Annotated in this window: 15 protein-coding genes; 5 read left to right on the top strand and 10 right to left on the bottom strand. The window is 60.2% G+C overall.

Going from position 1 to position 19,053, the window contains the following annotated elements; genetic code table 11:
• Positions 1-8: 8 nt before the first annotated feature.
• Genes L6R44_RS23545 through L6R44_RS23530 form a run of 4 tightly spaced genes read right to left on the bottom strand, consistent with a single transcriptional unit; the run spans position 9 to position 5,759 of the window.
• On the bottom strand, positions 9-1,334 hold the full coding sequence (locus L6R44_RS23545; protein ID WP_237425569.1) for a lysine N(6)-hydroxylase/L-ornithine N(5)-oxygenase family protein: 1,326 nt from the start codon (positions 1,332-1,334) through the stop codon (positions 9-11).
• Positions 1,331-3,073 (bottom strand): aerobactin synthase IucC, encoded by a 1,743-nt coding sequence (gene iucC / locus L6R44_RS23540; RefSeq protein ID WP_337249856.1) that lies wholly within the window; start codon positions 3,071-3,073, stop codon positions 1,331-1,333. The genes L6R44_RS23545 and iucC overlap by 4 nt, the downstream gene beginning before the upstream one ends.
• Positions 3,070-4,017 carry a GNAT family N-acetyltransferase gene (locus L6R44_RS23535; RefSeq protein WP_237425568.1) on the bottom strand — a complete coding sequence of 316 codons (948 nt, stop codon included), beginning with the start codon at positions 4,015-4,017 and terminating at the stop codon, positions 3,070-3,072. The genes iucC and L6R44_RS23535 overlap by 4 nt, the downstream gene beginning before the upstream one ends.
• Positions 4,017-5,759, bottom strand: coding sequence for an IucA/IucC family protein (locus tag L6R44_RS23530; RefSeq protein ID WP_237425567.1), 1,743 nt, complete (start codon positions 5,757-5,759; stop codon positions 4,017-4,019). Before L6R44_RS23530 ends, L6R44_RS23535 begins: the two co-directional genes overlap by 1 nt.
• Before the next feature lie 138 nt (positions 5,760-5,897).
• On the opposite strand from L6R44_RS23530, the gene L6R44_RS23525 reads away from it, so the two are divergent.
• The gene (locus tag L6R44_RS23525; protein ID WP_237425566.1) at positions 5,898-7,109 is read left to right on the top strand and encodes an MFS transporter; all 1,212 of its coding nucleotides are present in this window, start codon (positions 5,898-5,900) and stop codon (positions 7,107-7,109) included.
• Here the strand turns inward: L6R44_RS23525 and mtfA are convergent.
• Positions 7,106-7,903: a DgsA anti-repressor MtfA gene (gene mtfA / locus L6R44_RS23520; RefSeq protein ID WP_032641477.1), complete on the bottom strand. Its 798-nt coding sequence runs from the start codon at positions 7,901-7,903 to the stop codon at positions 7,106-7,108. The genes L6R44_RS23525 and mtfA overlap by 4 nt on opposite strands.
• 215 nt (positions 7,904-8,118) lie before the next feature.
• Between mtfA and L6R44_RS23515 the strand changes: the two genes are divergently transcribed.
• Genes L6R44_RS23515 through L6R44_RS23505 form a run of 3 tightly spaced genes read left to right on the top strand, consistent with a single transcriptional unit; the run spans position 8,119 to position 10,715 of the window.
• A complete protein-coding gene (locus L6R44_RS23515) occupies positions 8,119-8,265 on the top strand; it encodes a DUF2256 domain-containing protein (RefSeq protein WP_237425565.1) in 147 nt (48 codons plus the stop codon).
• Positions 8,262-9,791 carry a cryptochrome/photolyase family protein gene (locus tag L6R44_RS23510; RefSeq protein WP_237425564.1) on the top strand — a complete coding sequence of 510 codons (1,530 nt, stop codon included), beginning with the start codon at positions 8,262-8,264 and terminating at the stop codon, positions 9,789-9,791. Before L6R44_RS23515 ends, L6R44_RS23510 begins: the two co-directional genes overlap by 4 nt.
• A gap of 24 nt (positions 9,792-9,815) precedes the next feature.
• Entirely contained in the window at positions 9,816-10,715 is a 900-nt protein-coding gene (locus tag L6R44_RS23505; RefSeq protein WP_032641474.1) for a LysR family transcriptional regulator, read from the top strand.
• On the opposite strand, the gene L6R44_RS23500 is transcribed toward L6R44_RS23505, so the two are convergent.
• From L6R44_RS23500 to L6R44_RS23490, 3 genes are all read right to left on the bottom strand, one after another.
• Positions 10,690-11,475, bottom strand: coding sequence for a substrate-binding domain-containing protein (locus L6R44_RS23500; RefSeq protein WP_237425563.1), 786 nt, complete (start codon positions 11,473-11,475; stop codon positions 10,690-10,692). The two genes, L6R44_RS23505 and L6R44_RS23500, sit on opposite strands and share 26 nt — an antisense overlap.
• Entirely contained in the window at positions 11,472-12,800 is a 1,329-nt protein-coding gene (locus L6R44_RS23495) for an MFS transporter (RefSeq protein WP_237425562.1), read from the bottom strand. Before L6R44_RS23495 ends, L6R44_RS23500 begins: the two co-directional genes overlap by 4 nt.
• Before the next feature lie 260 nt (positions 12,801-13,060).
• Entirely contained in the window at positions 13,061-14,356 is a 1,296-nt protein-coding gene (locus tag L6R44_RS23490; protein WP_237425561.1) for a serine hydrolase domain-containing protein, read from the bottom strand.
• Positions 14,357-14,451: 95 nt separating this feature from the next.
• On the opposite strand from L6R44_RS23490, the gene L6R44_RS23485 reads away from it, so the two are divergent.
• Positions 14,452-15,357 (top strand): LysR family transcriptional regulator, encoded by a 906-nt coding sequence (locus tag L6R44_RS23485; protein ID WP_237425560.1) that lies wholly within the window; start codon positions 14,452-14,454, stop codon positions 15,355-15,357.
• Here L6R44_RS23485 and fumA read toward each other — a convergent pair.
• Together fumA and L6R44_RS23475 are read right to left on the bottom strand one after the other, a co-directional pair.
• Positions 15,346-16,995, bottom strand: coding sequence for a class I fumarate hydratase FumA (gene fumA / locus L6R44_RS23480; RefSeq protein WP_237425559.1), 1,650 nt, complete (start codon positions 16,993-16,995; stop codon positions 15,346-15,348). The genes L6R44_RS23485 and fumA overlap by 12 nt on opposite strands.
• Positions 16,996-17,047: 52 nt before the next feature.
• Complete coding sequence (locus tag L6R44_RS23475; RefSeq protein ID WP_023325580.1) at positions 17,048-18,556, bottom strand: anion permease; 1,509 nt, start codon at positions 18,554-18,556, stop codon at positions 17,048-17,050.
• Positions 18,557-19,053: the final 497 nt, after the last annotated feature.

Genomic DNA, 19,053 nt, shown 5'->3' with positions numbered 1-19,053 from the left:
TGTGTGTGTCAGTACTCGGTCGTTTTCTCTAACGCGTTAAAAACCGGGCTGCTGTCCTGGCTGGCGGTGGTGCGCCAGTGGATAACGCCGGGTGTGGTAGCCAGCTCAAACGGCTCGTCGGGGTGCGCGCGATTCAGAATGCGCGCCGCGCGCCAGGCCATCAGGCTGAGCTGGGGTTCGGCAATGCCGAGACGGTGCATCCCGGCATTCACGGCGAACAGGCGGTTGCTCTGCGGGCCGTCCCATTCGAGGGTGAAATCGTTGTTGATGCAGAAGGCTTCGTTCGTATCCAGCTGCAGGCGGTGCGACAGCGGTGCGAGGAACGCAGGCTGCACGGCGCGGTAGCCGGTGGCGAAAATCACCACGTCGGTATCCAGCTGCTCGCGTCCGCCGTCGAGATGATGCTGAATGCTCAGGCGCTGACCGTTTTCCTGACGCGCCAGTGACGTCACCGAGCGGGACGGCAGAAGGTGCGCCCAGGGTTTTTCACGCAGCACTTCAAAGCGGTGGTACATGGCGCGGTAAATCGCCAGCAGGGACTCGGTGGTGATGCCGTCGGAGGTCATCTTCTGCTCGTGCAGCATCTGACGACGCGCCTCTTCACCCAGCGTGGAGAAGCTGTCCACGTACTCCGGCGTGAAATACTCGTTGGCAAAGGCGGCCTCATCCAGCGCGTTGTAGTTGTTGCGGCGCGACACCCAGTTCAGGCTCAGCGGCTGGCCCCACTCGCCGCGGAAGATATTCAGGAACAGATCGGCGCCGCTCTGGCCGCCGCCGACGACGGTGACGCGCTTGCCCGCGAGATCCGGCGTGCGCAGCATCATCTCGCTGGCGTGGAAGCAGGTATCGTCCTGCGTCGTAACGCAGTCCGGGAGGTTGATCTGTTTGCCAATCCCCACGCAGACGTGGCGTGCCAGGAAGCGATCGCGCTGGGTTACCACCTCAAACAGGCCGCTTTTCTCGTCAAAGCTCACCTGCTGCACCTGCTGGCTGAAGGCGAGGTTGGTGAGGTTGTCCGCCGCCCAGCACAGGTAATCGGCAAACTCTTCGCGGGAAACGGTGCGCTGCTCGGTGGTCAGGAAGCGGTAAAACTTTTTACGCTGCACCAGGTAGTTCAGGAAGCTGTGGCGGTTGGTGGGCTCCACGGCGCTGACCAGATCCTTCAGGAAGCTGGTCTGCATGTGGCAGTCCGGCACCATCATCCCCGGGTGCCAGGAGAAGTGCGGTTTACGCTCAAGAAACAGCGAGCTAAAGCCGTTCAGCCCTTCGGCCAGCGCGGCGATGCTGAGGTTAAACGGGCCAATACCAATGCCGATGAAATCATAGGTTTTCATTGCGCGGACTCCCGGGAGGCGAGAAACAGAGGGTTATCAAGGTCGGTGACGTAGTTCGGCAGCATGCGGCTGCCGCCGTCGTGTTCGGAGAAGGTCAGTTTGACCGGGTTGAGGATCACGCGAATAATCTGCGGCTTAAACAGGTCGAACTTCGCGAATCGCTCGGCAAGCTCGGGGTGCGCGGCCATATAGCGGTGCAGAATGCCGGCCAGAATCTGGTAGAAGCGCGCTTCGCTGACGCCGCTTTGCTGGGTGAGGCGCGAGATAAAGCGCAGCACCGTCACAAAGTTGCCGGTTTGCAGGTCGTGAATGATGTAATCCGCGCTCAGGCGCGCCGTGACGGCCTTCACCTGCTCCGGCAGGCTCTGCGCCTGCGGGAAATCTTCATCCACCAGGCGCATATCGCCCTGGAAATCCTTCAGCAGGATGCGCTGCGGCACGTAGTCCTTCATCACCAGCGTCACGTTCTGCCCGTGGGCGATCAGCGCCACGCCGTAGCGGCAGAGCAGGTGATAGAACGGGATCACCGATGCCTCAAACAGCTTTTCCAGCCACGCGTCGGCGCTTAACCCGGAGCGCGCGATCCACGCGTCGATTAGCGGGCGCCCGGCGCTGTCGGTTTCCATTAGCGCCGCCAGGAGCACCGCCTGTTCGCCGTCCTGCAGATAGCAGGACGGGTTCTCGCGCCAGATCACCCCCAGCATCTCCTGGTAGCGGTAGGGCGCTTTCGGCAATGCGGCATAGCCAGGATGCGACAAATAGCCGGCGGCGGGTTCGCCAAGCACCTGCGCACCGGAGCGGGCAAGCGTAGCGTCGGCGGTGAACTGCTGCTGCAGCCAGCGCGAGGCCAGCGGCCCGGCGGCAATGTATTTGCCCGGGATCCCGCGATAGCAGGAGGTGTTGTAGACGGTCAGCGGGAGCTTGATGTCATACGGCGCGCGACGGCTGGCGTTGGTGAGCGTGCGCAGAGACTGCTGCGCCAGGTACTCATCGCCAAATTCGCCCAGCGCAACCATCTCTCCCCGCGCCAGCTGCGCCACGAAATGGACGGCAATTTTCTGCTGCCACTGCCACGGGTGCAGCGGCACCGGCAGCCAGCCGTCGTCGAGACCCAGCGCCTGCCAGCGGGCGTCGAACCGGGCGCGCTCGGCGTTGTCCATGGCGCTCGACAGCAGGCTGTGAATGTCGCAATCGGCGTCGCTGCTCCAGACCAGATGCTCCCGTTGAACGGCAATCCAGTGCAGGCGAAAACGCCCGCGGTACTCCGGCGCGTACTGGCGCAGGGCGTCCAGCCCCCAGCCGCGGCGGCCCTTGTTGAAAATAAACTTCGGGTGCCCGCTCATCAGACACTGTAATTCGTCCGGGTCGAGGTGGATCAGCGCGTCCGCGTCCAGTCCTTCACGCGCCTGCAGCAGCTGCATGTCGCCGCGCAGCGTGGCGTAGAGATCTTCCATGTGCTCCGCCGTTTGCGCGTCGCTCATCTCCAGCACGGTCGCCAGCTGCAGCAGCGCGCTTTCCGCTTCGACGGCATCGCCGCTGGCGGTGGTCAGGCTGTCCGGGTCGATATGCAGCCAGCCCCAGATCCCGCGCGCGGCGCGAAACTGCCATGTTTCGCTGCCCATTCTGATTTGCCAGCGGTCCACGTCCAGGGATTCGGCGCGCAGGGTGCGTTCGTATTCCAGCTCGGCGAGGATCTTCGCCACCATCTCGCGGTTCACTTTTTCCCAGAGCGCGTTCACAGGCCCACCTCGCTGAAGAAGCGGTGACGCTGGCTCATGATGAGGCGCGAGCGCTTGTGCGGGAAGTCGAACTCTTTCACCGTGTCAAAACCGGCGGAGTCCAGATGGCGGAACAGGCGCTGGTTATCAAAACGCGGTTCGGCGACGATCCGGGTGGTGCGCGGCTCGTCGAGATACAGATAGTGGCTCAGGCCGCGCAGCCAGCTGCGGATGTACTGCGCCCCGCGCCAGTTCTCTTCGCCCACCAGCATGTGCAGCCCGCGGTCAAACGACTGCCAGCGGTAGTGGCGGCCGATGCGATCTTCCGGCGCCCAGTAGAGTTCAAAATAGCCGAACGGCTGGTCGTCGAAGCAGCCGATGACCGGGTAGCAGTACGTCGAGTCGAGCTGACGGCGCAGGTAGTTCTCCTGCTCGGCCTGCGGGCCCGCCATCTCCCAGAAGGCGTTCACGCGCGGGTTATTCATCCATTGAGTAAAGCGCTCGCCGTCCAGCGCCACGTCGGCCACGCGGAAGCTCAGCGTGCGCTTAATTTGCGGATCGTAACGACGATACACTTCGCCCTCTGGGCGGTGAGGACGCAGCGGGAAGAACAGCTGGCGGCTCTCGTCAAACTGCATACCGCCGCTGGCCTGTGGCCGTTCGCCTTTCAGCCACAGCGGCAGCTGCCAGAAGGTTTCACGCGCCAGATAGTCCCCGTGGACGAGGCTAAACAGCGCCTTTGCCTGCGGTTCATCCTGCCAGGCTGCCCACGGCAGGGTAATGCCGGTGAGCGCGGGGGCGGCCACAAACAGCTGGTCCAGGGCTTCCACCAGCCAGCCGTCCGGGATCGCATTCAGATGCTCCAGCACCGCGCTGCCGTCGAGACCCAACGTCAGCGGCAGGGCGCGATCCGTTGCGGTGCAGCGAAAGCCGTAGCCGGAATGGACGATATTCGCGATGGCCATTACGCCTTCTCCTTGTAAAACGGGTTGCTAAAGTCGAAATAGATCACCGCCGGATCGGCGATGGTGTTTTCATTGCGATCGTGCAGGTAGCAGAAGAAGTTGCCTTTGCAGTTCCATGTCGGGCTGTCGAGCACGTAGTCGAGGCAGCGGGTCTGCTTCGCCGTCTTGCGCAGTTCGGCCAGCGCGTCGCGCACGCGGGACATCAGGCTCTCCTCGCTGTCGAAACCGGCGGCGGCGAGGGCGGCGGTGACGGCAAGGGTAGAGTTCAGCAGGAGGTAGTAAGGGAAGTAGCGCAGCAGCTGGCTCTCACCGAAGCGGTTTTCCACCTCCGTTTCGCCCGCCTCTTTGAGCCACGCGTCGGCCCCTTCGGTCCACGCGCTGCCCTGGCAGTCGCGGTAGATAAGCCCGACCGGGAAATCCTGCTGCATCTCGACGAGGATATTCTGCTGGTGCGCCAGCAGGACCAGACCGTAGTCCGCCTCGGCGCTGAACAGCGGCAGCAGCACGCGGTCGCAGTAGGCGTCCAGCCAGCAGCGGGCGGCCTGGGCGAGCGGTAAGTCCAGACGCTGGCTCAGACGGCGCACCGCGGAGGCCAGCAGGCTGTCGCCGCCGTCCGGCGCGGCCTGGGTCAGGCTCACCAGCACGTTGGTCTGGGTGTCAGGCGTGTCGAACAACAGGTTGACGCGCAGGGCCATCAGGCTCTCTTCCTGAATTGCGCCGCTTTCGTCACGCAGCCCCGCCCAGCCGTCTTCCTGCATCACGCGCATGGTCGGGTAGCGCGCCTGTAAATCCTGCCAGCGTTCCGTTTTCGCCAGGCGCGCCAGGCGCATGCCGCGCTTAACCTCTTTGACCGACAGCGTGCGCACGGAGTTGGTCAGACGCACGCTGAGGGAGAACTTAATCATGTCGCTGTTGGTCTCGCTGTACAGCGAGCGGGAGGAGCTGGTGGGCAGCCACTGCGCGCCCGCCTCGCCCAGGTCCTGCAGTGAACCGTTTTCCACCAGACGCTGGCACCAGGCCTGCTCCAGCAGATAGTCGGCCTGCCACGGATGCATCGGCAGCAGCCAGCGGGTGTCGGTGAAGTGGCCGAGCAGCTCGGGCGCGCTCTGGGCCGCGAAGCGCAGCAGGCGCTCACGCAGGGTGACGTTCAGGCTGTCGCCGGCCACGAGTGTGCTCTCAACGGCAAACCAGCGCAGCGGGAAGCGGGAGGCGAAGTCGGGCAGATAGCGACGCGCCTCGGTTTCGCTGAACGGCTCGTGGGATTTTGGCGCGGGGTGAAACGCGTGGCCGACCAGCAGGGCCTGTTCGGCTTCGGCAAACGTCAGCGGCCTATCGCGCAGGGTTGGCCAGCCGTGGCGCAGATCGATCGCCTGCCAGGTGTGCGCATGGCTCTCAAAGACGCGCTGCTTAAAGCGCGCCAGCGTATCGGCATCCAGAGAGGCCTTTACGGACGGTTTTTCAAGAATTAAATCAACCAGTTGGGTAAATGTGACGGCGTCACCATTGTCGCTGTTGCTTTGAATAAGCGTTGCCGGGAAACGGTACTGATGATGCTGAGTGGGAGAGAAATAGCGTACCGGCACCCGAAGCGCCTGGGTTTGGGAAAGCGGGATATGGATCTCGGATAGCGCATCCGCGGCGGTAGCGGGGAGATAGCGCCAGTCCTTCGTTTCGCGCAACAGGGCGTTTAAAAAACACTGGGCCGCAACGTCTGTACCGGCAGAGCGGGGCAGAGCACGCATAGGTGTACCTCATTCCATGATTGATAATAATTCTCGTTATGATATTCATTCTGTTTACAGTCGCAACCATTTTTGCAATATTTGTTTTCATAAACTTCATAATTTCCACACATTTATTGACACTATGTTCACATTCTTATGCGCGCTGACTCTGAAACCTTGACGGAAAACGTCACCTCAAAAGCTAACTGGACCCTGGCGCTATCTGCGGGCTTACTGGGTATCGGGCAAAACGGCCTGCTGGTGATGCTCCCGCAGCTGGTGACCCTGACCGGGCTGTCGCTCTCGGTCTGGGCCGGGCTGCTGATGTTTGGCTCCATGCTCTTTTTACCGGCATCGCCCTGGTGGGGACGCCAGAGCGAGCGGAGAGGGTGCAAGGCGGTGATGCTGGCCTCGCTGAGCGGCTACCTGGCCAGCTTCGTCGTCATGGCGCTGGTGGTCTGGGCGATGGCGGCCGGACGGCTGGATGCGGTCTGGGGAATGGCGGGGCTGATCTTCTCGCGCCTGCTCTACGGGCTGACGGTTTCAGGGCTGGTGCCTGCGGCCCAGACCTGGGCGATTCAGCGTGCGGGGCTGGATAAAAGAATGGCGGCGCTGGCGACGATAAGCTCCGGCCTCAGCTGCGGACGCTTGCTCGGCCCGCCGCTGGCGGCGCTGATGCTCAGCGTCAGCCCGGTGGCGCCGCTCTGGCTGATGGCGGTCGCGCCGTTGGTTGCCCTGCTGCTGGTGCTTCGCGAAGCAGCAGATCCGCCGCTGCCGCCGGTGGCGCACCAGGCGACCCGCCTGCAGGCCTCCATGCTGCCGTTCCTGCTGCTGGCGCTGCTGCTGGCGGCGCTGGTGAGCCTGATGCAGCTTGGCCTGTCACCGCATCTTAGCCCGCTGCTGGACGGCAACGCCCGCGAGATCAGCCATCATGTTGCGCTTCTGCTGAGCCTGGCCGCGCTGGCGACGCTCGCGGCGCAGTTTCTGGTGGTTCGCCCGCAGCATTTCACCCCGATGACGCTGCTCTGCATCGCGGCGGTGCTGATGGTGGCAGGGCTTGGGCTGATGTCCGTCGCGGGTTTAACGCTGTTCTACGTGGGGATCGTTATTACGTCACTCGGGGCGGCGATGGCCACGCCGGGCTACCAGCTGCTGCTGAACGACCGGCTCACCACCGGGAAGGGTGCGGGCGTCATCGCCACCAGCCACACGTTAGGCTACGGCGTCAGCGCGCTGCTGGTGCCCGTAGTGACGCGCTATTTCTCAGAGCAATCTTTGACGGTGGCCGCATGGGGAATGGCGTTGCTGTTTTTAGCGGTGAGCATCGGGGTACGGTCAACCGCGCGTACCCGTCCTGAAAAACCTTAATGGATCTGGCGGGAGGCCTGCCCGTCAGACGCTTCATTTTGCCGGAGACGCTGCAGGGGATCCTGCTGATAGAACTGGCAGAAACGCTGCCACAGCGCCGGGAAACGGGGCGCGAAAAGCTCGGGCGCGCTGAAGAAATACTCCGAAAGCACCGCAAAGCACTCGGCCGGGTCGGTTGCCGCATAGGCGTCAATGCTGGCCGCGCTTTCGCCCACCAGGTCTATTTCATCCTGAATATTATCCATCGCCGCATGCAGGTCGTGCTCCCAGCCAGCCACCTCGCGAAGCGGGATCAGCGGGACGCCGCTGGCGCGATCGCCGTTGCGGGTATCCAGCTTGTGCGCCACCTCATGGATAACCAGATTAAAACCGGAGGCGTCGAACGAGTCCTGAATGTCGAGCCAGTTGAGGATAATCGGCCCCTGCTGCCAGCTTTGTCCGGACTGCACCACGCGCTGGTTGTGCACCAGCCCGATATCGTCCTGCCACTCGTCGTCGACGATGAACGGCGCCGGGTAGATCAGCACCTCGTGGAAACCGTCCAGCCACTCAATACCGAGTTCGAGCACCGGCAGGCAGAAAAGCAGGGCGATACGCGCGTTTTTCAGAGGATCGAGTTCGAAGCCCTGCAGCGGCACCAGGCGTTTTTGCTGCAAAAAACGATCCGCCAGCTGAACCAGCTTCGCGTGTTCATCCGGGTTGAGATTCGCCAGAACCGGGATCGTCAGCGCCTCATCCCACGGCAGCGCCATATCCCGGCCAGCCTCATTCGTTTTCCAGGGCCACTTTATCATCGCTTTGCTCGCAAACTCGTCACTTGAACAAAAATGGGAAAGTCAGATTAGGTTAAGATGCCAGAAAATTGCTCGCGGCGACAATTCCAGCCTGAATAAACTATCATTCGTACGTAGCGGTGGGTAGCGGTTTGCGGGCATCACCTTCATTTTGTGAAGTCTGTCGTAGCCTTAACCCACAGGTTCAGTGAAGGAATCAGTACGGTATTGAAAAGATGAGCGATTTCAAAGGTAACAAGCAGGACCTGCCCAGTCGACTATGTGTGCACTGCCTGCGGCCCATGACGTGGCGCAAGAAGTGGGCGAAATGCTGGGATGAGGTCAAATACTGTTCCGAGCGCTGCCGCAGGAGCCACCGTTGACCGAGCTGCGCCTGATCCTGGGCGATCAGCTTAATCCGCACCACAGCTGGTTTGATGCCTGTCATTCGAACGTCATTTACGTGATGCTCGAACTTCGGGCGGAAACCGCCTACGTGCTTCATCACGCTCAGAAAGTGATTGCCATCTTCGCGGCCATGCGCGCGTTTGCCGCTGGGTTAAAGGAGAAGGGGCATCGGGTGAGGTATGTCCGGCTCTCTGACGGCTCAAACCGCGGCGCGCTGGAAGACAATCTCAACGCGCTCGTCGCGCATTACGGCGCCGAAAGGGTAGCGTGGCAGGCGCCCGACGAATGGCGTCTTGATGCGCAGCTGCGGGCGTGGGCGAAAACGGCGTCCGTCGAAACCGCCTGCGTCAGCAGCGAGCATTTCTTCACCACCCGTGAACAGGTGGGGGCGTTCTTTGCGTCGCGCAAAAGCTGGCGCATGGAGTACTTTTACCGGGAAATGCGCCGTCAGCACGGCATACTGTTGACTGCGGAAGGCGAGCCCGAAGGGGGGAAATGGAATTTCGATGCTGAAAACCGCAGGCGCTGGTCCGGCGAGCCGCCCGCACCGGACGACGTTCGCCTCCGCCACGATCGCACGGCGCTATGGGAAGAGATCCAGCGCTGTGGCGTAAAGACCTTCGGCGAACCTCAGGCCGACAATTTTCGCTGGCCGCTCAATCGTGCGGAAGCCAAAGCCCGGCTGGATGACTTTATCACGCACGTGCTGCCGCAGTTCGGTGCCTGGCAGGATGCGATGCACGCGGAAGAGCCCTTTCTTTTCCACTCGCTGCTCTCTTTCGCGCTAAACACCAAAATGCTTAATCCGCGAGAAGTGGTCGCGGCCGCCCAGCAGGCGTGGCGTTCGGGCCATGCGCCGCTGCCTGCCGTTGAGGGCTTTATCCGACAAATTCTCGGCTGGCGGGAGTACGTGCGCGGGATCTACTGGTCGCAGATGCCGGACTATCGGGAGCTGAATGCCTTAGACCAGCACGCCCCGCTGCCGGACTGGTTCTGGACCGGCAGGACGCAGATGCGCTGCCTGGCGCATGCCGTCGGGCAGTCGCTCACCGAGGCTTACGCCCACCATATCCAGCGCCTGATGGTCATCGGAAACTTCAGCCTGCTCGGCGGCCTCTCCCCGCAGGCGGTTCACGAATGGTATCTGGGCGTCTATATTGATGCCTTTGAGTGGGTGGAGTTGCCCAATACCCTCGGCATGAGCCAGTTTGGCGATGGCGGGCTACTGGCCAGTAAACCCTACGTCTCGAGCGCGTCGTATATTCATAAGATGAGTAACTACTGCCAGGGGTGTCGGTATCAGCACAACCAGCGCACCGGCGAGCTGGCGTGCCCCTTCAATGCCCTTTACTGGGATTTCTTTGCGCGCAACCAGGGGCGTCTCGGCCACAATCCCCGGCTGGGCATTGTCTTTAAACAGCTTGCGGACATGCAGGACGAGGAGCGGCAGGCTATTGCCGATCGCGCCCGGTACATCCGCCTTAATCTCAACGATCTCTGACCCCCGACAGGACATCCAGACGCTATGCCCGTGAATTTTGACCTTAACGATCTTTATGCTTTCAGAGCGTTAGTGGAATACGGTAACTTCCGTGTCGCCGCTGAATCTATCTGCCTGTCCCAGTCGGCGCTGAGCCGCAGGATTGAAAAGCTGGAAGCCGCGCTGGGAAACCGGCTGTTCGATCGCACCACCCGCCGCGTGGCCTTAACGTTATACGGTCAAAACTTTGCTGAACGCTCCGCGCAGCTGCTTGACAACGTGGAGTCCATGCTGGCGGATGTCGATAAAGCCAGCGAAGAGCGGACGGGGCTGATTGCGGTTGCCGCGGTCCCCTCTGCGGCCTGCTATTTTATGCCTGATGTGATCCGTCGCTTTCAGTCTCGCTATCCGCGCGTGCGCATCAAGCTCATCGACAGCAGCGCGGGGAATGTGATTGACGCCGTGGCCCGCAGCCAGGCGGATTTTGGCATCTGCTTCGCCGGAAACCTGCCGTCTGAGATCGAATTTTTCCCGCTGGTGGAGGATGTCTATGTCGCCGCGTGCCGAAAGGATCACCCGCTGGCGCAGAAGAGCCACCTGACGTGGCAGGCTTTTTACCAGCAGGATTATATCTCCCTCGATAAAACGTCAGGCAACCGTAACCTGCTCGATCGGATGCTGGGGGATATCGTTCCGGAACGCCCGAGCGTCTGCGAAACGCGCCACGTCACCACGATGCTCGGCATGGTCGAGGCGGGGATCGGCATTGCTGCCGTTCCCGCCATGTCGATGCCGACGTCAGCGCACACGCCGCTGACGCATCTGCCGCTGGTGGCGCCGGAGGTGAAGCGCGCCGTGGGGCTTATCCGACGCCGGGGGCGCATCCAGTCCTATATTGCGGCTGAGCTTGAAAAACAGATCACCGAGCAGTATCGCCGGACGTAACGGGGATCATCCCCGTCTCGCGGATGACTTCCCTTGAGGGCGGCGAGGCGAGATAGCTCAGCAGCGCTTTCCCGTCTGTAGGATTTTCCGCGTCACGGGTAACCGCACCCGCGAATCGCGTGATGTATTGCAGCGTATCCGGGATTTTCCCGATAAAGGTGACGCCCTGAACCGGCAGCAGCTCGCTGACCTGCTGGAAGCCCACCGCGTATTTTCCTTTCGCCACTTCCGAGGCGACCGGAATGCGCTCGACCATGGTCGCTTTGCCCGCCACCTCTTTTTCAATCCCCAGCTTTTTGAACAGCGTCTGGCTGACGTACCTGCCGCTGGCGCTGTCGGAGTAGGCAATGGAGCTGGCCTGCCGCAGCGTGTTGCGAAGCGTCGTCTCGCTGCTGATATCCGGGACATCCGCCCCTTTTTTTACCACCATGCCCACGGGAGAGTCCGCGAGCTCCGTTCGCGAGCCGGGGCGGGTCAGGCTGGCTTTTTCGAGCTTCGCCAGCGCATCGCCCACCATAATCACCACGTCGGCCTTCTCGCCGCGCGCCAGTCGGTTTGGGATCGCCTGCGGCGTCGTGCCCATCGAGGGGCCGGGAATAATCACAATGGTATCCCCGGTCCGGCGTTCATACTCCGGGGCCAGCTTTTCCAGGGCCGCTTTGAAGCCGCCCGAAATCATGACCTTTACGTCTTTAGCATCGGCATTGGCGCTCAGGAAGGCCAGCATCAGCGCGATGGCGGGATAAGCAGTGCGTTTCATACGGCCTCCTGTGACTTGACGGTGTTTTGCAGCGATACCGCGCGGCGGCGATAGAGGTAGAGCGTGGCAAGCAGGGCGCACACGGCAGCGAAGCTCATCCAGTAGCCGGGCGAGGCTTTGTCGCCGGTGTATTCGATCAGCGCGGTGGACATGACCGGAGTGAAGCCGCCGAAGACCGCCGTTGCCAGGCTGTAAGCCAGAGAGAATCCCGCCACCCGCACTTCAGCAGGCATAATCTCCGTCAGGGCCGGGATCATCGCGCCGTTATAGAGGCCATAGAGGAAGGAGAGCCACAGCAGGACGCCCAGCATCATCGAGAAGCTGGGGGCGTTCGCCAGCAGCGTCAGGGCTGGGTAGCTGGTGACCAGCGCCAGCAGGGCCATGGCAATCAGCACCGGCTTGCGCCCGAAGCGGTCCGACAGCGCGCCGCCCACCGGCAGCCAGATAAAGTTAGAGATAGCCACCAGCAGCGTCACCAGCAGGCTGTCCGAGGCGCTCAGCATCAGCACCTTTTTGCCAAAGGTGGGCGCGTAAACGGTGATCAGGTAGAACGCCGTGGTGGTCATTGCCACCATCAGCATGCCCGCGACCACCACCTGCCAGTTGCCCAGCAGGGTTTTAAAGACCTGACGCATGTCCAGATGCTGGCGGCGCGCGCTGAACGCTTCCGTCTCTTCCAGCCTGCGGCGCAGGAAAAAGATAAACGGCACGATTAAACAGCCGAGCAGGAACGGGATGCGCCAGCCCCATTCGCGTATGGCGCTGTCGGCCATCAGGGCATTCAGGGCAAAGCCCATCGCCGCGGCGACCATGATGGCAACCTGCTGGCTGCCGGACTGCCAGCTGGTGTAAAAGCCCTTGCGGCCCGGCGTGGCGATTTCAGCCAGATAGACCGACACGCCGCCAAGCTCCGCCCCGGCGGAAAAGCCCTGCAGCAGGCGGCCCGTCAGGACCAGCAGCGGCGCCCAGAGTCCGATGCTCTCATACGACGGGATAAGCACGATCAGAAACGTCCCGGCGGCCATGATCGACAGGGTGACAATCAGCCCTTTACGGCGGCCCACTTTATCAATGTAAGCGCCGAGCACGATGGCTCCGATCGGGCGCATCAAAAAGCCCGCGCCGAAAACGGCGAAGGTCATCATCAGCGAGGCAAATTCACTGCTCGCCGGGAAGAAGGTGTGCGCGATGTAGGTGGCATAGAAGCCGAACAGGAAGAAGTCGAATTGCTCAAGAAAGTTGCCCGAGGTGACGCGAAAAATCGCGCCCGCTTTCGCACGGACCGTTGCAGGTGAGGTTGTTGCAGGTGAGGTTGAGGAAACCATGATTATCTCCAGTTTTTAGCGTGACGTTATGCTCGTCTGTTTCTGAAAACTGGATCAGGAAACCGAAATTAATAAGCGCAAATTGCGAATGAATCGATGCGTGCTGCGCATCAATGACGCGGCGTTGACCAGGATTTACATGGCTAACAACAACTTAACAATTGCGTAATTTTTCATTCACGGTAATTCGCTAAGTGGCTGATATTGCTGTTTTGTGACATCGCGCAGAGGAGAAGCCAGGCAGCGCCTGGCTATGAGCATTAGCGCAGCGCGTTGGCGATTGCGCTAAACATTAACGAGGCCTCCAGCGGCTGGGCGCTGAAGGACGGTTCCGCCTGCGGCCAGGTGGACCACTGGACGATAACCAGGTTCTCTTTCTGATTCACCATAATCATCTGTCCAAAGATCCCCAGCGCCCAGAGCGACCCCTTAAGGGAATGTTCGACCTTCGGCTCGACGCTGGCGGCATTAACCGGCACTTCGTTGTTCCACCACTGATAGCCATACAGCCCGTTCGGATGGGCAGCGGACACCGAACCTTTTGCCTGCGTCCAGTCTGAGGACTGTTTTACCCAGCCTTCGGGCAGGATCGGCTTCCCGCCGGGCAACGTGCCGTTATGGAGGATGAACTGACCGAAGCGGCCCCAGTCTTCCAGCGTGGCGTTAAAGCCGTGGGCGCCGACATCATGCTCGCCTTTGCTGTAGGCGTGCCAGACGCCGTCGCTCGCCATACCGTACGGCTGCCAGATGCTCTTTTCCAGATACGCCGCGAGCGTCATGCCGGTTGCGCGTTCAAGCACGTCACCCAGCAGCCACGCGCCGCCCGAGGAATAGGACCAGCTTTCGCCCGCAGGATGCGCGCGGTGTAACCCTTTAACTAACGTCCGCACGCAGTCGTAGGTGCCCGGTCTGGCCTCGCATTCCGTCAGCTTTGCGAAATCGGATGTCGGATTCGTGTAGTCCTCATTCCACGCCACGCCGGAGGTATGGGTAATAAGCTGTTTCAGCGTCACGCCGTCCCAGGCCGTGCCTTTTAAATCAGGTTCATATTGGGTGACGAGATCGTCGAGAGAGTGGATTTTTCCCTCTTTGATCGCCACCCCTACCAGCGCAGAGACCACCGATTTACCGACGGAGCGTGAGGTCCAGAGCGTGCTGTCGGTATTGCCTTCGCCCAGATACTTATAGGCAACCTTACCGTCTTTTAATACCAGCATGCCGCTGACGTTCTGGCGCTTCAGGTAATCATCAAGATCGTAGGTTTTGCCATTGATCTGGTAACGGGCATCGGTCAGCGGTTTCTCCGCGGCCAGCAGCGGCGAGGCGTTGCCGTGGCGGAACACGTCGCCCGCGTAGTTGCGGTAGTCATTGCGGAATCCCACGACGCGGTCGGCCTGGCTCCAGGTGAGCATCGTATGCGCGTCCGGCAGTTTTGCATCAAAAGGGGCAGGGCAGGCGTCGAGACCGGTACCGTTACAGGCGGCCATGGCGGCAGGGGAGATCAGGCCGCCGACAACCAGCGCCGCGAGCAGAGTGCGGTTTGTTTTGTTTTTCATGTTTTTCTCGTATGGCTCAGGAAGGACTTCAGTTTACGAACCCGCGGCCTATAATAAAAAACGCGTTATGGGGGAAAATCCCCCGAAAAGTCGCTGTGGAGGATGCTGTGGCGTCATTGATTTATTCGTTTGCCCAGCTTGAGGCGTTCACCGCCGTGGCTGAGCACGGCAGCCTGGTAAAGGCGGCCGCTAAACTTGGTAAAGACCGCACGACCCTGCGCGATCTGATTGATTTTCTCGAAGATGGCCTGGGTTACGCGTTGTTTATTCGCGAGGGGCGCACCCTGCGGTTAACGCTGGAAGGGGAGCAGCTCCAGCGGCAGGCGCATCTGCTGATGCGTCAGGTAAAAGCCTTTGAGGCGTTTGCCAGCGCCGTTCCGGAAAGCGCGACGCAGGATCTTGCGCTCGTCTACGATCCGTTCACCCCGCGCGCTTTTTTGCAGGCGCTGATAGCAAAGATGGCGAGCCAGAATATTCGGCTGAGCCTGACCAGCACCTCGCGCGATGAAGCGGAAGCCATGCTCGCCAGCGGTGAGGCCGACGTGGGGATCTGCCAGGCGCGCAATCGCAGCGTCGGCAACGAGATGGAATGGCGGGCGCTGGGCGCCATTGATATGGATTTTTACGCCTCGAAGGCGCTGTTCAGGGATGTCGCGGCACCGGTTTCGCTTCTCGATCTCTCTCTGGTGCCGCAGGTCATTATGCACGCGGCGTCTGACGAGCCGGTCGCGCGTCGTCTGCAAATCTCCGGGCATACCCTGTACACCAACGAGCTCGAGATGCTGCGCGGCCTGCTGGAAAAGGGATGCGGCTGGGGATTTTTGCCGACGCATCTTCATGCGGCGCGGTGGAAGGATGTAGAAAGGCTGCACACCGAGGTGGGCAGCCAGGGTATAGCTCAGACGATGGTCACCATCTGGAAGCCGGGTAGCGACAGGCGCGGGCTCATCAACGAAACGCTGTCGCTGTTACCGGCGTTGTGGAAGGCCTCAGCGCTGTGAGCAGCCTTTACACTGCTGGTTCAGGATCTGCTGGAAGAAATCGTTGCCCTTGTCGTCCACCAGGATAAACGCCGGGAAGTTCTCCACTTCGATCTTCCAGATGGCTTCCATACCCAGTTCAGGATACGCCACGCACTCCAGGCTCTTAATGCTGTTTTGCGCCAGCACCGCCGCCGGGCCGCCAATGCTGCCGAGGTAGAAACCGCCGTGCTTATGGCAGGCGTCGGTCACCTGCTGGCTGCGGTTGCCTTTCGCCAGCATGATCATGCTCGCGCCGTGGGATTGCAGCAAGTCTACATACGAGTCCATGCGCCCTGCGGTGGTCGGGCCGAGTGAGCCAGAGGCGTAACCTTCCGGCGTTTTGGCCGGGCCTGCGTAGTAAATCGGATGATCTTTAACGTACTGCGGCAGTTCCTCACCGTTGTCGAGCAGCTCTTTCAGCTTCGCGTGGGCGATGTCGCGCGCCACGATGATGGTCCCGCTCAGGGACAGGCGGGTAGAGACCGGGTGCGCTGAAAGCTGCGCCAGGATCTCGTTCATCGGCTTGTCGAGATTGATGCTCACCACGTCGCCTTCACCCTGCTGGCGCAGTGATTCAGGAATATACTGGCCCGGGTTGTGCTCCAGCTTCTCAATCCAGATCCCGTCGCGGTTGATTTTCGCCTTGATGTTGCGGTCTGCGGAGCAGGAAACCCCCATGCCGATCGGGCAGGACGCGCCGTGGCGCGGCAGGCGGATCACGCGGATATCGTGAGCGAAGTATTTACCGCCGAACTGTGCGCCCAGGCCGAGGTTCTGCGCTTCCTGAAGCAGCTCCTGTTCGAGCTGAACGTCGCGGAACGCCTGGCCGTGTTCATTGCCTTCTGTTGGCAGCGCGTCGTAGTAGCGGGTAGAGGCCAGCTTCACGGTTTTCAGCGTGGCTTCTGCAGAGGTCCCGCCGATGACGAAGGCAATATGGTACGGCGGACACGCGGCGGTGCCGAGCGTGCGCATCTTCTCAACCAGATAGTTTTTCAGCTTCGCCGGGGCGATCAGCGCCTTGGTTTCCTGATACAGATAGGTTTTGTTGGCGGAACCGCCGCCTTTTGCCATGCACAGGAATTTGTACTCGTCACTGTCCACGCTGTAGAGGTCAATCTGCGCCGGCAGGTTGGTGCCGGTATTCACCTCTTTATACATGTCCAGCGCCGCGTTCTGAGAGTAGCGCAGGTTATCTTCAATGTAGGTGTTATACACGCCCTGGCTCAGGGCGGCTTCGTCGCCGCCGCCGGTCCAGACGCGCTGGCCTTTTTTACCCATGATGATTGCGGTGCCGGTGTCCTGGCAGGTTGGCAGCACGCCCTTTGCGGCAATTTCAGAGTTGCGCAGGAACTGCAGGGCAACGTACTTGTCGTTCTGGCTGGCTTCCGGGTCGTTAAGAATGGCGGCAACCTGCTTCTGATGCGAAGGACGCAGCATAAACGCCGCATCGTGGAAGGCCTGCTGCGCCAGCAGGGTCAGGGCTTCGGGTTCTACTTTCAGCACTTCCTGACCGTCAAACTCGGCAACGGAGACGTGCTCTTTGGTCAGCAGATAGTATTCGGTGTCGTCATGGGAAAGAGGGAAGGGGTTTTGGTAGATAAACGGTTTGTTTGACATAGCTTGCTCCACAAAAATAAAACCGCCGGAGTAAGACCCCGGCGGTCAGAAATCAGAACATCATAGACATCCACGGATAGCCAATCAGCAGCAGGGCCGCCAGGAAGATGGCGCCGAAGATGGTGCCCAGGCGCCAGTAGTCTTTGGTTGGCAGGTAGCCGCTACCGTAGTAAATCGGGCTCGGGCCGGTACCGTACGGGGTGATGATCCCCATCACGCCCAGCGAGGTCACCATCAGCAGGACGAACACTTCCATATTCATGCCCGGAATGGTGGAGGCGATGGTCAGCATCGCGGGCAGCAGCGCCGTGGTGTGCGCGGTGGTGCTGGCAAACAGGTAGTGCAGCAGGTAGAACGCCAGCAGCAGGACGATGGTCGCCACGCCCGGAGAGATACCGCTCATCAGCAGACCGCCTTCTTTACCCAGCCAGCTGATAAAGCCGGTAGAGGAGAGGCCATCCGCCAGCGCCACCAGGGTGGCGAACCAGACGAAGGTATTCCATGCGGCCTTGTTGCCGGTGATATCGTTCCACTCCAGCACGCCGGTCCACAGCATCAGGCCGACGATGAGCAGGGCAGCCATGGCGGGCTCAATCCACGCGGCGGCGAAGATCCACATCAGCAGCGCACAGCAGACGAACACCAGCAGCAGGATCTCATTGCGGGACAGTTTGCCCAGTTTTTCCAGCTCACGGGTCGCCCACAGCGGCACTTCGTTATTCACTTTCACTTCTGGCGGGTAGAACCAGTAGGCCAGCAGCGGCATGGTCAGAATCAGCAGGATGCCCAGCGGCAGGAACGCGAGGAACCAGGTGCCCCAGGAGATATCGATCCCAACCGTGCTTTTCACCAGCGCCAGCGCCAGCAGGTTCGGCGCGAGGGCGGAGAGGAACATGGAGCTGGTGATACAGGCCGCGGTGATCGCCACCCACATCAGGTACGAACCAATTTTGCGCGCGCTTGGGTCATTCGGTTTTGAACCGTACAGCGGCGGCAGGTTAGCGATAATCGGGTAGATGGTCCCGCCGCTGCGCGCGGTGTTGGACGGCGTGAACGGTGCCAGAAGCAGGTCAGCAAAGGTAATGGCGTACCCGAGCGTCAGGCTGCGACGACCGAGGTACTTCACCAGAATCAGCGCCAGACGGCGGCCGAAGCGGGTTTTGTCGTAGCCTGCGGCGAACATAAAGGCACCGAAAATCAGCCAGACGGTCGAGTTACCAAACCCGCTCACCGCCCATTTAAAGGAGGCGCCCGCCAGCTTGAATTTCGGATCCGCCAGCTGTTCCGGGCTGAACAGCACCCACTGGCTGCACAAGGCAATGGCGACCACGCCGGTCAGGCCGATCACCGCACCCGGCAGCGGCTCGAAGATTAGACCGACGATCACGCCGACAAAGATGGCGAAGTAGTGCCACGCGTAAGGAGGCAGTCCTTCCGGTACCGGAACAAACAGCAGCAGCACGGCGACGATGACGGGCAACGCCATCATCAGCAGACGTTTTGCGTTTCCGTTTGATGCCTGGTTCGCCACGGGGGGCGTTACAGCAGTTTTTGTATTCATAGTTTCACGTCTTAAGTTGTCAAAAATTCGGTGGTGCAGAAAAAGCCAAACGCGTTTTTTAAGTTTCTTTGCTTTCTTTAGTTATAAAAGGTGTGGTTTGGTTTTTTCGTTAATAGCGATTTAACGCTTTTTTATGTGCGCTAAATTAAAAATTGATGATATTTTTATATTGCGCTTTTGGATGCCAGAACTATTGATCCGGATCAAAAAAACAGAATTGCAGGATTATTTTTATGCTTTTACTAATAACCACTCAGGCGTATGGGGTTATTATCTCTTTTTTGCGGTTTTCGTTATCATTCTTGTAACATGCACAATGCTGGTAAATTAATAAATCATTGAATAATAATTGATTTATTCTTGTTTGTGTAATTGGTCTTACCAATATAAATTTAACCTATTTTAAATTATTGTGAATAAGTAAATTATTATCGCTAACACCATTGTGTTATTTCTGTTATCTCAGGTATTAAATAGTTTTTTAACTAATGTAATGG

The organism is Enterobacter cloacae complex sp. ECC445 (assembly GCF_021892025.1).
Lineage (GTDB): Bacteria > Pseudomonadota > Gammaproteobacteria > Enterobacterales > Enterobacteriaceae > Enterobacter > Enterobacter chengduensis.
Note: the sequence above shows the minus strand (reverse complement) of the source record. Positions and strands in the feature narration are given on the sequence as shown.

Coding starts and splice junctions, on each gene's coding strand:
- L6R44_RS23530 (WP_237425567.1), bottom strand. CDS start 5,759: ATGCGTGCTCTGCCCCGCTCTGCCGGTACAGACGTTGCGGCCCAGTGT.
- L6R44_RS23495 (WP_237425562.1), bottom strand. CDS start 12,800: ATGGTTTCCTCAACCTCACCTGCAACAACCTCACCTGCAACGGTCCGT.
- L6R44_RS23475 (WP_023325580.1), bottom strand. CDS start 18,556: ATGAATACAAAAACTGCTGTAACGCCCCCCGTGGCGAACCAGGCATCA.
- L6R44_RS23535 (WP_237425568.1), bottom strand. CDS start 4,017: ATGGCCATCGCGAATATCGTCCATTCCGGCTACGGCTTTCGCTGCACC.
- mtfA (WP_032641477.1), bottom strand. CDS start 7,903: ATGATAAAGTGGCCCTGGAAAACGAATGAGGCTGGCCGGGATATGGCG.
- L6R44_RS23505 (WP_032641474.1), top strand. CDS start 9,816: ATGCCCGTGAATTTTGACCTTAACGATCTTTATGCTTTCAGAGCGTTA.
- L6R44_RS23490 (WP_237425561.1), bottom strand. CDS start 14,356: ATGAAAAACAAAACAAACCGCACTCTGCTCGCGGCGCTGGTTGTCGGC.
- L6R44_RS23525 (WP_237425566.1), top strand. CDS start 5,898: ATGCGCGCTGACTCTGAAACCTTGACGGAAAACGTCACCTCAAAAGCT.
- L6R44_RS23515 (WP_237425565.1), top strand. CDS start 8,119: ATGAGCGATTTCAAAGGTAACAAGCAGGACCTGCCCAGTCGACTATGT.
- L6R44_RS23500 (WP_237425563.1), bottom strand. CDS start 11,475: ATGAAACGCACTGCTTATCCCGCCATCGCGCTGATGCTGGCCTTCCTG.
- fumA (WP_237425559.1), bottom strand. CDS start 16,995: ATGTCAAACAAACCGTTTATCTACCAAAACCCCTTCCCTCTTTCCCAT.
- L6R44_RS23545 (WP_237425569.1), bottom strand. CDS start 1,334: ATGAAAACCTATGATTTCATCGGCATTGGTATTGGCCCGTTTAACCTC.